Annotated in this window: 14 protein-coding genes and 2 tRNA genes; 10 read left to right on the top strand and 6 right to left on the bottom strand. The window is 67.8% G+C overall.

Annotated elements, in window-relative coordinates; all coding sequences use genetic code 11:
• Positions 1-106: 106 nt before the first annotated feature.
• Positions 107-826, top strand: coding sequence for a GPP34 family phosphoprotein (locus tag INT51_RS11160; protein WP_193105372.1), 720 nt, complete (start codon positions 107-109; stop codon positions 824-826).
• A 137-nt stretch (positions 827-963) separates the two neighbouring features.
• The gene (locus INT51_RS11155; RefSeq protein WP_193105371.1) at positions 964-1,803 is read left to right on the top strand and encodes an alpha/beta fold hydrolase; all 840 of its coding nucleotides are present in this window, start codon (positions 964-966) and stop codon (positions 1,801-1,803) included.
• 282 nt (positions 1,804-2,085) lie between these two features.
• Here INT51_RS11155 and INT51_RS11150 read toward each other — a convergent pair whose 3' ends face one another.
• The gene (locus tag INT51_RS11150; RefSeq protein WP_193105370.1) at positions 2,086-2,685 is read right to left on the bottom strand and encodes a TetR/AcrR family transcriptional regulator; all 600 of its coding nucleotides are present in this window, start codon (positions 2,683-2,685) and stop codon (positions 2,086-2,088) included.
• A 110-nt stretch (positions 2,686-2,795) separates the two neighbouring features.
• Between INT51_RS11150 and INT51_RS11145 the strand changes: the two genes are divergently transcribed.
• The 3 genes from INT51_RS11145 (at position 2,796) to INT51_RS11140 (ending at position 5,973) form a co-directional block, all read left to right on the top strand.
• On the top strand, positions 2,796-3,527 hold the full coding sequence (locus INT51_RS11145) for an SDR family NAD(P)-dependent oxidoreductase (protein ID WP_226832234.1): 732 nt from the start codon (positions 2,796-2,798) through the stop codon (positions 3,525-3,527).
• Between the two features lie 208 nt (positions 3,528-3,735).
• Entirely contained in the window at positions 3,736-3,864 is a 129-nt protein-coding gene (locus INT51_RS22540) for a hypothetical protein (RefSeq protein WP_255509779.1), read from the top strand.
• Positions 3,865-4,044: 180 nt separating this feature from the next.
• A complete protein-coding gene (locus tag INT51_RS11140; RefSeq protein ID WP_193105368.1) occupies positions 4,045-5,973 on the top strand; it encodes a S9 family peptidase in 1,929 nt (642 codons plus the stop codon).
• A 123-nt stretch (positions 5,974-6,096) separates the two neighbouring features.
• On the opposite strand, the gene INT51_RS11135 is transcribed toward INT51_RS11140, so the two are convergent.
• Positions 6,097-6,170: transfer RNA gene (locus INT51_RS11135), tRNA-Lys, on the bottom strand.
• A 186-nt stretch (positions 6,171-6,356) separates the two neighbouring features.
• Here INT51_RS11135 and INT51_RS11130 point away from each other — a divergent pair.
• A complete protein-coding gene (locus INT51_RS11130) occupies positions 6,357-7,253 on the top strand; it encodes an NAD(P)-dependent oxidoreductase (protein ID WP_193105367.1) in 897 nt (298 codons plus the stop codon).
• Positions 7,254-7,275: 22 nt separating this feature from the next.
• Here INT51_RS11130 and INT51_RS11125 read toward each other — a convergent pair whose 3' ends face one another.
• Complete coding sequence (locus INT51_RS11125) at positions 7,276-7,860, bottom strand: sugar O-acetyltransferase (RefSeq protein WP_193105366.1); 585 nt, start codon at positions 7,858-7,860, stop codon at positions 7,276-7,278.
• A gap of 77 nt (positions 7,861-7,937) precedes the next feature.
• The gene (locus INT51_RS11120; RefSeq protein WP_193105365.1) at positions 7,938-8,396 is read right to left on the bottom strand and encodes a GNAT family N-acetyltransferase; all 459 of its coding nucleotides are present in this window, start codon (positions 8,394-8,396) and stop codon (positions 7,938-7,940) included.
• Positions 8,397-8,448: 52 nt separating this feature from the next.
• On the opposite strand from INT51_RS11120, the gene INT51_RS11115 reads away from it, so the two are divergent.
• Positions 8,449-8,865 carry a YchJ family protein gene (locus tag INT51_RS11115; RefSeq protein ID WP_193105364.1) on the top strand — a complete coding sequence of 139 codons (417 nt, stop codon included), beginning with the start codon at positions 8,449-8,451 and terminating at the stop codon, positions 8,863-8,865.
• Between the two features lie 78 nt (positions 8,866-8,943).
• Here INT51_RS11115 and INT51_RS11110 read toward each other — a convergent pair whose 3' ends face one another.
• Together INT51_RS11110 and INT51_RS11105 are read right to left on the bottom strand one after the other, a co-directional pair.
• Positions 8,944-9,306: a DUF3618 domain-containing protein gene (locus INT51_RS11110; RefSeq protein ID WP_193105363.1), complete on the bottom strand. Its 363-nt coding sequence runs from the start codon at positions 9,304-9,306 to the stop codon at positions 8,944-8,946.
• Between the two features lie 106 nt (positions 9,307-9,412).
• Positions 9,413-10,168, bottom strand: a complete 756-nt coding sequence (locus INT51_RS11105; RefSeq protein WP_193105362.1) for an SDR family oxidoreductase — start codon at positions 10,166-10,168, stop codon at positions 9,413-9,415.
• Between the two features lie 146 nt (positions 10,169-10,314).
• Here INT51_RS11105 and INT51_RS11100 point away from each other — a divergent pair.
• The 3 genes from INT51_RS11100 (at position 10,315) to INT51_RS11090 (ending at position 11,699) form a co-directional block, all read left to right on the top strand.
• A tRNA-Leu gene (locus INT51_RS11100) sits at positions 10,315-10,396 on the top strand.
• Between the two features lie 32 nt (positions 10,397-10,428).
• A complete protein-coding gene (locus INT51_RS11095; protein ID WP_193105361.1) occupies positions 10,429-11,163 on the top strand; it encodes a histidine phosphatase family protein in 735 nt (244 codons plus the stop codon).
• Entirely contained in the window at positions 11,160-11,699 is a 540-nt protein-coding gene (locus tag INT51_RS11090; RefSeq protein WP_193105360.1) for an NUDIX hydrolase family protein, read from the top strand. Before INT51_RS11095 ends, INT51_RS11090 begins: the two co-directional genes overlap by 4 nt.
• Positions 11,700-11,754: the final 55 nt, after the last annotated feature.

Here is an 11,754-nt window from a genome sequence, read left to right as displayed (position 1 = left end):
GTCGAGACATCTGACGCTCACTGAATCACCGAGGGAGTGTTCCACGACCTGGTCGCCGACGAACCAGTGATCGAGATGGATGCCGACGTCGCACCGAGGAGGACAGATGAAGGAATCCCGTGACCAACCTGCCGAGAGGTCCTCGCCAGGGTCCGGGCGGCACAGCGAGACGCCTCTGCTCGTCGAAGATGTGCTGCTCCTGCTCTTTCAGCCACGCTCCGGGGCCATTGCCGGGGAGTCCACCCTCTTCTACGTCCTGGGGGGTGCAGTCCTCGCGGAGCTCGCCATGCGTGACATGGCACAGCTGGCGGGTGACTCCTCCGGGCGGGTCACGTCCCGCGGGACGACGCCACCTCGAGAGGATCTCCTCCGCTCTGCATGGGACTACATATCGACAAAACCCCGGTCTCCTCAGACGGTGATCGCCGCGGTGGGGCCGGACCTGCGCAATCAGGTCGTCGAAACCCTCGTCTCGAAGGGGCATCTGCGCCGGACCCGGAAGAAGTTGCTGGGAATCGTGCCCACGGAGTCGATCGCGCTGGGAAGCGCTCGGCGCGAGGAGCTCCTCTCCCGGGTACGGGCGGTTCTGGTGGACGAGGAAGCTCCCGACGAGATGACGGCTGCGGTGACGGCGCTGCTGTCGGCGAGCACGCAGCTCCACCAGCTCGACCCGGACATCCCGTGGACCTCGCGTGTCATCCAGCGCGCCCGCGAGTTCGAAGTCGGGGACCAGGGCGCAGCGGCAGCCGGCTGGAGCGTGAATCACTCGACGCTCGCGGTCATCACCGCGCTGGCCGCAACCGCCCCTGCACGATACGGCGGCTGATTCTGCGGCGCCCGGAGACCTGCTGATCGGCACGGCCACCTCGGGAACACGCCTGATGCTTGACCATGTTCCGCGAACAGGGTGTCGAGTACGAGCAAGGACTCCGCACCAGTCAGATTGCACAGAGAGGCATCATCATGGGTCGCATCACCGTCAGCGAGGAGAACAGCACTCCCGTTGAGCTGTACTACGAGGACCAGGGCACCGGACAGCCCGTCGTGCTCATCCATGGCTATCCTCTGAACGGGCACAGCTGGGAGAAGCAGACGCGCGAACTGCTCGCGGCTGGTCATCGTGTCATCACGTACGATCGCCGCGGATTCGGCCAGTCCTCGAAGGTCGGCACCGGCTACGACTACGACACGTTCGCGAATGATCTCCACGTCCTGCTCGAAGCGTTGGATCTGCGGGACGTCGTCCTGGTCGGCTTCTCCATGGGGACCGGGGAGCTCGCCCGATACGTGGCGAATCATGGCCACGACCGCGTTGCGAAGCTCGCATTCCTCGCCTCACTGGAGCCGTTCCTCGTCGCTCGCGACGACAACCCGGAGGGTCTCCCGCAGGACGGGTTCGACGGAATCGAGGTGGCGGCGAAGGCAGACCGCTACGCGTGGTTCACGCAGTTCTTCTCCGACTTCTACAACCTGGATGAGAATCTCGGCGAACGCATCAGCGAGGATGCGGTCTCCGGCAGCTGGAATGTTGCGATCAGCAGCGCCCCAGTCGCCGCGTACGCGGTGGTATCGAGCTGGCTCGAAGACTTCCGTACGGATGTCGACGCTGTTCGCGCAAGTGGGAAGCCGGTCCTCATCCTGCACGGCACCGCCGACAGGATCCTCCCGATCGACGCCACCGGTCGTCGCTTCCACGTCGCGCTCCCCGAGGCTGAATACGTGGAGGTCGAGGGAGCTCCGCATGGTCTGCTGTGGACTCATGCCGTCGAGGTCAACGATGCACTGAGGAAGTTCCTCGGCTGACCTTGCCGTCCCAACAGGACACGTGCCGACGGCGCCACCCATGCAGCACGGGATGGGCGGGGTCGTGGCGTCGTCGGCGCGTCTCGTGGATCCGGCTGGTCACGGACCAATCGGCTCAGACGGTGAGGGGTCGATGCGCGCCACGAGGGCACTCCTGCACTCCAGAATGCGGGTCAGTAGACCCGGGCTCAGGTTGCGCGAAGAGGCTGCCGGCTTCTCCATGGCGCGGACCATCACGTTGGCGCCCCCATGTACCGCGCGCCGGCGTCGCCTACCGGGCCGTCAGGCCGGCGGCCAGTTCAGGAGTGCGGCGTCAGCCACCCGCTCCAGGGCTTCGCGAGACGCTCCCCCTGTCGCCTGCACGGACACCCCGTCGGCGACCGTCGTGAGGTATCGGGCGATCATGTCGGCATCGGCATGGGAGGGGAGATCCTCCTCGACGACGGCCCGCTGGAAACGCTCATGCAAGTCCTCCTGGCTCTTGGCACGCCATGAGGCGAGAGCGTCCTGCACGTCCTTCCCCGTAGCTCCGACGGCGAGAGCCGCGCGCACGCCCAAGCACCCGGCCGGCCGGTTGGGCTGCGTGCCGGCGTGCACCGCGCCGTAGAGGTAATCTCGGGCGACCTCGCGCGCAGTGTGCGCGCGCACCGATTCCTGCACGTACGCGCCGGGTCCGCGCTCATAGAGATGCAGAACTTTGAAGAACAGCTCTTCCTTGTTGCCGAAAGCGGCGTACATGCTCTTGCGCGAAATGCCCATGGCCTCGGTGAGCATCGCGAGGCTCGCCCCTTCGTACCCATGCTCCCAGAAGACAGTGAGGGCCTTCTCAAGGGCGGCATCGGGGTCGAAGGAACGCGGCCTGCCAGGTTTTACGTTCTCCATGAGGCGACGCTAACACATCGGCACCGGTCGGTGCGAAAGTGCGCTACGGTTCAATTGCACCGATCGGTGCTGAACTGAGAGGGAGGTCAGACGTGAACAGACTGGACGGAATGACGGCAGTTGTCACAGGGGGCGGCACGAACGGGATCGGGCGGGCTGCCGCAGCGCGAATGGTGGATGAAGGGGCCTATGTCTTCCTCATGGGACGCCGTGAGAGCGAGCTGGAAGACGCTGTCGCGGCGATCGGACGCAATGTGAGGGCCGTGCAGGGGGACATCACGAAGCAGGCTGATCTGACTCGCCTCTACGAGGCGGTCGCCGCTCGCGGCAAGGGACTGGACGTGCTGTTCGCGAACGCAGGCATCGCCACCTTCGCGACGATCGACGACATGACCAAGGGCGATCTCGAGAACGTCCTCGGTGTCAACGTCGTCGGCACAGCCCTCACGGTGCAGACGGCGATCCCGCTCCTGAACGACGGCGCATCGGTGATCATCAATGCGTCCACCTCAGCGGACCGCGGTGCTCCGAGCATGGGCGCCTACGCCGCCTCGAAGGCGGCCCTGCGCAGCTTCACGCGCACCTGGGCGAGCGAGCTCAAGGACCGAGGGATCCGGGTCAACGCCATCTCACCGGGCCCCACCGACACCTCCGGGGTGGTCGAGCTCGTCGGAGCGGAGAACGTGGCCGCATACAACGAAGGCCTGGTCGCCAGCATCCCCATCGGCCGAACGGCACGACTCGAGGAGATGGCGGCCGCGGTGGCGTTCCTCGCGTCCTCCGACAGCAGCTTCATGTTGGGCGCGAACGTTCTGGTCGACGGTGGGGTCAATCAACTCTGAGCCGCGGCGTCCGACAGCACTGAGGGTGCCGCTTCCTGCGGTCTGCGCCGGGAAGCGCCACCCTCGGCATCTGCCGCAGCGTGGGCCCGATGCCCTCGACCTCGACGTGATATCGAGGTCTTCGCCGCCCGCAAACCACTCGTCGCCGGTGCCGGACGAGACCACAGCAGGTGCCGCCTCGTCGAGGGCGCGCTTCTGCGGAGTGCGGATGACCTGCCCCCTCGAGCCGAAGACCCTCGCCCTGTGGGACGAACTGAACGAGCGCGGTTTTCGGCCCGTGAAGGACCGCGCGGTGCACCGGCTCCACGAGCAGCTGGCCCGATCCGAGGGCTCGTGATCCACGTGGCGCGGGCCGCCGACCACCGCGCACGCGTCCCGTGCTGGAACCACCGAGGGGGTTTCTCGCCGAGCCGCGTCCGGCGGCGACTGTGATCCAGATCTCCAACGCCTTGAGGGTGACGCGACGTCGGGGTTTTGACTCTGGGGCATCCAGAACCGCCGAGTCGAAGGACCCGCTATGACCACCAGTACGGCCCTGATCCCCGTCGAAGACTTCTACAGCCCGCCCACCCGCAGCCGCGCCCTGCTGTCCCCGGACGGCACGACGGTCGCTTTTCTCGCTCCCTGGCGCGGTCGGCTCAATGTGTTCCTCCGGGACGTGGACTCGGACTGGTCCACGCCCGATCTCGTGCACGGCGCCGACGCTCCTGGGGCCCGACGCATCACCTCCGACACCCGACGCAGCATCGACCGGTTCTTCTGGAGCAACGACGGTCGCCATCTGCTCTTCCAGCAGGACTCGGACGGGGACGAGAACTGGCACCTGTATCGCTCCGACCCGGCCCGGCCAGATGCGCCGGCTGTCAATCTGACCCCGTACCCGGGCGTGCGTGTGATCGATCTGCAGCTGTCATCGGACCGCCCGGACATCGCGTTCGTTCAGCTCAACAAGCGCCGCCCCGATATGATGGATGCCTTCGAGCTCGACCTCTCGACCGGTCGTCTGACGACGATCGCCGAGAATCCCGGCGACGTCATCTCCTGGGTACGTGTCCGAGACCGGCTGCTGGCCTTCACGATCGAGGAGGGCGGCGTCACGGTGCTGTCCGAGTGGACCGGCGACGACCGACGCACGATCGCGCGGTTCTCCCCCACTGACTCCCTTTTCGGCGTGCCCCCCGTCGCCCCCACCCCGGACGGCGCAGGGCTGTGGATCGGCTCCGCGCGTGGCTCGGACCGCATTCGCCTGGTCCGCCTCGACCTGGACAGCGGAGAAGGCGTCGACGAGGACAGCCACCCGTCGTTCGACCTGGACACCCCCCGCGCGGAGGCGGATCCCCGCTTGCCGTCGTCCCTCATCCTGATTCCGGTCACCGGTGATCTGCTCGGTGCGCGCTACCTCGGAGCGCGCCAGGAGATCCACGCCCTGGACCCGCACTTCGCCGAGGTGCTGCCCCGGATCGCCGAACTCTCGGACGGCGACCTCTCCCATATCTCCAGCGACGCCACGGCGCAGCGCTGGGTCGTGGAGTTCACCCATGACCGCGACCCCGGCGTCACCTGGTTCTACGACCACACGACGGGGCAGGCGCGCCGCCTGTTCCGCCCCTACCCGCACCTCGACCCGGCCCAGCTCGCACCGGTCACCCCCATCACGCTCACAGCCCGCGACGGTCTGTCCCTGCCTGTCCACCTCACGCTCCCGCTCGGTCTCGAGCCGAAGGACCTCCCGACGGTTCTTCTGGTGCACGGCGGGCCCTGGTACCGCGACAGCTGGGGATACGACCCGGAGGTGCAGCTCCTCGCCAACCGAGGGTACGCGGTGCTGCAGGTCGACTTCCGCGGCTCCACCGGGTACGGGAAGGTCCATCTCGAGGCCGGGATCGGCGAGTTCGCCGGGCGCATGCACGACGACCTCCTCGACGCTCTCGACTGGTCGATCCAGCAGGGGTTCACGGACCCGGACCGGGTCGCGATCTACGGCCACTCCTACGGCGGGTACGCGGCGCTGGTCGGAGCCGCCTTCACGCCCGACCGGTTCGCCGCCGCTGCCAGCTACACCGGTATGTCCGACCTCGTCGATGTCGTCGAGGGAGTCGTCCCGTTCGCCCGCAGAGCCGTCGAGAACAGCTACCTGCGGTACCTCGGCGACCCTGAGATCCCCGATCAGAGGGCTGATATGCTCGCCCGTTCGCCCATCAGCCGCGTCGATGACATCGTCTCTCCGGTGCTGTTGATCCACGGCGCCAACGACGTCCGCGTGCCACGCCGCCATGCCGATCGGGTCGCCGAGGCCCTCCGCGCCCGCGGCGCCGAGGTCGAGTACCTGCTCAACGACACCGAAGGACACGGGTTCGTCAACACGGAGAGCAACATCGAGCAGTACCGCACCCTCGAGCGCTTCCTCGCCCGGCACCTGGGAGGGCGATCCTCGACCACCTCCTGAGGCATCCGTCGCCGCGCTTGCCGAGCACTTCGACGTCTCGGAGGCCGACCTCTACGACGGCCTCGGACTGTTCGGCGACACGAAGAAGCCCCACCGGGTGACCGGTGGGGCTTCTCGCTCGGGTGCGCCATCAGGGATTCGAACCCCGGACCCGCTGATTAAGAGTCAGCTGCTCTAACCAACTGAGCTAATGGCGCCGAACAGATAGGAACTTTACCCCCAAGGCACTGAGCCGCCAACTCGAGGAGCGCCTCTGTGAGCGAGCTGACAGCAGCGACGGCTTCTGGTCACCCGACATGGTGCTTCCGCTGATCACATAGACTTGATCCTCCCAGGAAGGTCGACGCGCGAGGGTCCATGGACCGTCGGCGAAGGAGGTCAGCGTGAGGATCGCGGTCACCGGTGCCACAGGTGTGCTCGGCCAGGAGGCGGTGGAGGCGCTCATCGCCGCCGGGCATGACGTCACAGGCATCACCCGACGCGATTCCGGTGTGCCGATCATCGAGGGTCGTGGCGGCAATGCGGTCGTCGCCGACGTCTTCGATGCCTCCGATCTCGCCCGCGCCTTCCGCGGATACGACGTGGTCATCAACGCTCTCGCTCACGTCCCCGTCGGCATGGCCGGCCTGCGGCCCCTGGCTTGGCGCGAGGACGACAAGCTCCACCTCGAGGCCTCCGTCGCGATCGCCAAGGCCGCAGCAGCCGCCGGCGTGCGCAAGCTGGTCCAGGAGTCCACGATCTACCTGTATCCGGACAACGGCTCCGACTGGATCGGTGAGGACCAGCCGTTGAGCGTCCGCAACCAGGCGTTCCGACCCCGCGTGGCAGAGATGCGGGCCGCCGTGGACTTCGCGGCCCCCGGCCGCAGCGCCGTCGTCCTGCGCCTGGGTCAGCTCTTCGGTCGTGACCCCAACACCACGCACGCGCTCAAGGCCACCCGGGGCGGCGATCCGATCCTGCTGGGCAAGCCCGAGAACTACGTGACTCTGCTGCATCACACGGACGCGGGGCGCGCGTTCGTGGCCGCTCTGCGCGCCGACAGCGGCTTCTACAACGTCGGCGGCGAGCCGATCACGAAGGCCCGCTGGGCGAAGGATCTGGCCATGGAGGCGGGCGTCGAGGCCCCGGCGAAGTTCTACCCGGAGATCACGCAGGCCATCGTGGGTACTCGATTGGACACTCAGCGCCGCTCGCTGCGGGTCTCCTCGGTGCGGTTCATGTCCGAGACCGGTTGGCGACCGACGGTGGGTCCATCCACCCCGGGGTGGTCCCGCCGCTGACCACCCGGTCGCATTCGTCTTCTCAGAGGGTGCGGAGGATCCTCGCGGGATTGCCGACGGCCACGCTGCGCGCGGGCACGTCCTTGGTGACGACGGCGCCGGCGCCGATCACGGAGTCCGCCCCGATGCTCACTCCCGGCAGGACGGTCACTCCCCCGCCGATCCAGACGTTGTCACCGATGGTGATCGGTTCGGCGGCTTCCCAGCCAGCCCTCCGCGGCTGCGGCTCGAGCGGGTGGATCGGGGTCAGCAGCTGGACATTGGGGCCCAGCTGACAGTTCTTCCCGATGCGGATGTCCGCCACGTCCAGCGCCGTGAGGCTGTAGTTCACGAAGGTGCCCTCGCCGATGTGCAGGTTCGTGCCGTAGTCCAGGAACAGGGGCGCTCGCACGTGGGCACCATCGCCGAGAGTGCCCAGCAGATCGTGGAGGATGCGCTGGGCGGCGTCGGGGGCGTCCGGGTACTCACGGGTGAACCGGCCCGTCTGCGCGAGCGCGTGGAGATAGGCCTCCTGGATGGCCGGGTCATCGGCGATGTACCAGTCCCCGGCTCGCATCCGCTCCAGCGGGGAGCGCGGGTCGTTCTCGTCGAGGTGGAAGCTCTGCATGGGACGAGCCTACGGAACGGTCCGCCGTCGTTCGCCGGTGTGCCACCTCGACGTGAGCTGCAGCGCAGCGCGCTCGCTCAGCGTGGCAGGCGCATCCCCACGCTCGGGTCGGACTCCACGAACCCCAGGGAGCGGTACAGCGACTGACCCGGCGGATCGGCGAGCAGAGTGATGTACGGATTCGGGGGCGCAGCGGCATCGATACGGGAGATGAGGTCCTCCATCACCACGCGGCCCAGGCCGCGGCGCTGATGATCCGGTGCGGTGGCGATGTCGGCGAGGTGGAAGTACCAGGTGCCGTCGCCGATCACGCGGCCCATGGCGGCGAGGGCATCACGCTCATCGCGCACCACGGTCCAGGCCCAGCTCGCTGCGAGGGCTCCGGCGGCCTGCGCGGGGGTGCGGGGGCTCAGCCCTGTCTCCTCCCGCAGGCGCACATACTCCGCGCTCGTGGGCGCCTCGTGGCGCACCCGGTAGCCCGATGGAAGCTCCGCCCACGCCGATTCGGAGGCGGAGCCGCGGTCGTGGAGGTTCATGCCGTGATCCTGTCATCCGGCGGGGCGAGGGCGATACCGCGATACTCGAGGGATGAGCACTTCTCCCCGCACCCTGGCCGACGACTCGCGCTGTCCGTGCGGCAGCGGTGACACCCTCGGGGCCTGCTGCGGCCCGATCCTGCGCCAGGAGCGTCGCGCCGGCACCGCGGAAGCGCTGATGCGGTCTCGTTACACAGCTTTCGCCACCGGCGACATCGAGCATCTGCTGCGCACCTGGCACCCGCACGAGCGGCCGACGCGCTCTGACCTGGAATCCACCCTCACGGACGATGCGCGCTGGCTGCGCCTCGACATCCGGGCGACCTCCGGCGGCGGCCCTTTCGACGATGAGAGGACCGTGGAGTTCGTCGCGATCGCCCGCACAGCACGGGGCCGTCAGGAGCAGCACGAGATCTCGCGCTTCGTGCGGGAGGGCGGCGCGTGGCTGTACGTCGACGGTGACGTCTGAGAACCACGAACGGCGCCGACCGCTCGAGGCGATCGGCGCCGTGACGCGCATCTGACGGGGACGGGCTTCCGCTGTGGATCAGCTGCCCGCGCGGTGGGCCTTCTCCTTGGCCTTCGCCGTGGCGGCCTTGGCCTTCTGCTTCTCAGCGTTCTTCTCGGCTTTCTCGTCGCCTCCGGAGAGGGCGATCGCGGCCGCGATACCTGCACCGATGAGGACCACGCCGATGACGCCGCCTGCGATCGCTACCGGGAGCGTCACAGGGGACTTCTCGTCACCGGCGTCGGAAAAACTCTTCACCGAACCGACCAGCTCGTTCTTCCACCGGGTCACGGCGTTCTTGGGATTCACGCGGTCGACAAGTTCGTCGACGTCCGACGCCAGGTTGTCCTGCCGGCGGAACGCCTCGTCGCGCATGTCGTCCAGGCTCTTCTTCTTGGCCACCACTGCCTCCGGGGTTCGTCAGTTTGATCCTGATGATCGTATCGCGAGCAGGCCGCCCGATCGGAATCGACCGCGCCGCGTGATGTCCGCGGTGGGTCTGCGCTCGTCAGCCCTGGGTGCGCGTCAGGAAGTCGTCGGCGCCGCCCACCAGTTCCACGTGGCCGGTCTCGACATCGGCGGAGACCATGGCCGCCACCTCCGCGGCGAACTCCTCGACGGAGTACAGCTTTCCGGCGGCCTCCCGGCGCTCCTCGAGTGCGCCGGGGCGGGCGCGGTTGAGCAGCGTCGCGGTGACCGTGCCCTCGATCATGTCACCGGAGACGACGACGAAGGAGACGCCCTTCTCGGACATCTCCGGGAGGCGCTCGGTCAGGGCGATCTCGCCGGCGTGCTTGGAGCGCGCGACCTGCTCGTATTCGGGCATGGTCTCGACCTCGTCGATGAAGTGCGCCTGATGGCTGGTCACGAACACGACGCGACCGCCGGTGGGGAGCAGCTCGAGTCCGGCGGAGAGCGCATCGGACTGGGCATCGCGGTTCAGACGCATCGCGTAGTCCTCCCCCAGGTCGCTCTCCATGCCGCCGGAGGCGTTGAGGACGAGCAGATCGAGGCCGCCGAAGGTGTCGACCGCGCTCTGCATGAGGCCGCGCACGCTCTCGGGGTCGGTGAGATCTGCACCGACGGCGATGGCTTTGCCCCCGGCGGCTTCGATCTCGGCCACGACCTTGTTGGCGCGCGGTGCCTTCTGGCGATAGTTGATGACGACGTTGGCGCCCTGCCCGGCGAGCAGTTTCGCGGTGGCGGCGCCGACTCCGCGAGAGGATCCGGTGACGACGGCGGTCTTGCCTGCGAGGGCGCTCATGGGAACTCCTGGGATGTCGAGAGGTGACGGGGTCGTAGCGATGGGCGTCGCGGTCGCACGGTCCGGGATGGAGGACGGGTGCATCGCGCCACCAGCGCACCGAGCCTACCTGGATCATTGCTTCTCGGCCGATAAGCTGGTGGCGCGCGCGAGTGGCGGAATTGGCAGACGCGCTGGATTTAGGTTCCAGTGCCCCAGGGCGTGAGGGTTCGAGTCCCTTCTCGCGCACGGATCACCCCTGTTACGAGGAGAGACACTTCATGACCCTGTTCGGCCTCGTCCGCCATGGGCAGACGGACTACAACCTGCAGAACCTCTTCCAGGGGTCCTCCGACATCCCCCTGAACGACACCGGGATCGCCCAGGCGCATGCCGCCTTCGACGAGCTCCCGGCCGTGGACTGGGACGTGATCGTCACCTCACCGCTGAAGCGGGCCGAGCACACCGGTCGGATCATCGGCGAGGACCACGCCATCCCCTTCGGCGGCACCGAGCCACGATTCGTCGAGATCGACTGGGGTGCTGCCGAGGGCAACCCGGTGCAGGAGATGGAGGAGCGCTATCCCGATCGCTCCTTCCCGGGCCGCGAGGACCATCAGGCGGTCGCCGACCGCGGCTACGACGGTCTCGAAGCACTCGAGGAGCGGTACCCGGGCAAGAAGGTTCTGGTCGTCGCGCACGGGACCCTGATCCGCTTCATCCTGTCCGGGATCATCGAGCAGCCGCTGCCGTCGATCCCCAATGCCACGCTGTCGCTGGTCGAGCTCGAGAAGACGACCTGGCGGGTGACGATGATCGCCGGCCAGTATGTCGACCATTCCGTGAAGGTCGCCGGCCGGGAGCAGAATCCGCGCTTCTTCGTCGAGAAGGGTCAGTTGGCACCCGCTCAGCTCGTGACGTCCGCCGCCGCGGAGCCCGATGCTGTAAAGGCCGCTGGCTCACCGGCGGAAGATGCCGCCGTTCCTACCGATACCTCCGAGGGAGGCCCCCGATGAGCCGTACCGCCGTGGACACCGAAGGGGCGTGGTTCGAGCCCGAGCACATCGAGCAGCTGCGCCGTCGCCTGCCCATCCCCTACGTCGACATCGTGCCGGTGCGCACCGACATCGACGGCTCTGTGGTGGAGGTGGGCCTGCTGCTGCGGGCCTCCGGCAGCGGGCAGATCGTGCGGGCGATCGTCTCCGGTCGCGTCATGATCCACGAGACGATCCGCGAGGCGATCTCCCGGCACGTCGAGAAGGACCTGGGACCCATGGCTCTGCCCCGCATCCCGGTCTCCCCGGTGCCCTTCACGGTCGCGGAGTACTTCCCCACCCCGGGGAACTCGCCCTTCCATGATCCGCGCCAGCACGCGATCTCGATGGCCTACATCGTCCCGATCGACGGGGAGAGCGCCCCGCAGGAGGACGCCCTGGAGATGACCTGGTTCGGACTCGACGAGCTGACATCGGACTCCTCGCCGCTGCAGGAGATGAACGGGGGCCGCGATCTCATCGTGCGCCGCGCCCTCGCCCACGTCGGCGCCGCCTGACACTGCCGACGACAGTCGTTCCACTACTCCGACGCACAGGACGCCCCTGATCCGC

Source organism: Brachybacterium sp. FME24 (assembly GCF_014897705.1).
GTDB lineage: Bacteria > Actinomycetota > Actinomycetes > Actinomycetales > Dermabacteraceae > Brachybacterium.
This window is presented reverse-complemented; position numbering and strand designations above follow the sequence as displayed.

Excerpts from the sequence above, each read along its gene's own strand:
- INT51_RS11125 (WP_193105366.1), bottom strand. The coding sequence starts at position 7,860 with ATGCAGAGCTTCCACCTCGACGAGAACGACCCGCGCTCCCCGCTGGAG.
- INT51_RS11145 (WP_226832234.1), top strand. The coding sequence starts at position 2,796 with ATGACGGCAGTTGTCACAGGGGGCGGCACGAACGGGATCGGGCGGGCT.
- INT51_RS11115 (WP_193105364.1), top strand. The coding sequence starts at position 8,449 with ATGAGCACTTCTCCCCGCACCCTGGCCGACGACTCGCGCTGTCCGTGC.
- INT51_RS11090 (WP_193105360.1), top strand. The coding sequence starts at position 11,160 with ATGAGCCGTACCGCCGTGGACACCGAAGGGGCGTGGTTCGAGCCCGAG.
- INT51_RS11120 (WP_193105365.1), bottom strand. The coding sequence starts at position 8,396 with ATGAACCTCCACGACCGCGGCTCCGCCTCCGAATCGGCGTGGGCGGAG.
- INT51_RS11140 (WP_193105368.1), top strand. The coding sequence starts at position 4,045 with ATGACCACCAGTACGGCCCTGATCCCCGTCGAAGACTTCTACAGCCCG.
- INT51_RS11155 (WP_193105371.1), top strand. The coding sequence starts at position 964 with ATGGGTCGCATCACCGTCAGCGAGGAGAACAGCACTCCCGTTGAGCTG.
- INT51_RS11150 (WP_193105370.1), bottom strand. The coding sequence starts at position 2,685 with ATGGAGAACGTAAAACCTGGCAGGCCGCGTTCCTTCGACCCCGATGCC.
- INT51_RS11095 (WP_193105361.1), top strand. The coding sequence starts at position 10,429 with ATGACCCTGTTCGGCCTCGTCCGCCATGGGCAGACGGACTACAACCTG.
- INT51_RS11160 (WP_193105372.1), top strand. The coding sequence starts at position 107 with ATGAAGGAATCCCGTGACCAACCTGCCGAGAGGTCCTCGCCAGGGTCC.
- INT51_RS11105 (WP_193105362.1), bottom strand. The coding sequence starts at position 10,168 with ATGAGCGCCCTCGCAGGCAAGACCGCCGTCGTCACCGGATCCTCTCGC.
- INT51_RS22540 (WP_255509779.1), top strand. The coding sequence starts at position 3,736 with ATGACCTGCCCCCTCGAGCCGAAGACCCTCGCCCTGTGGGACGAACTG.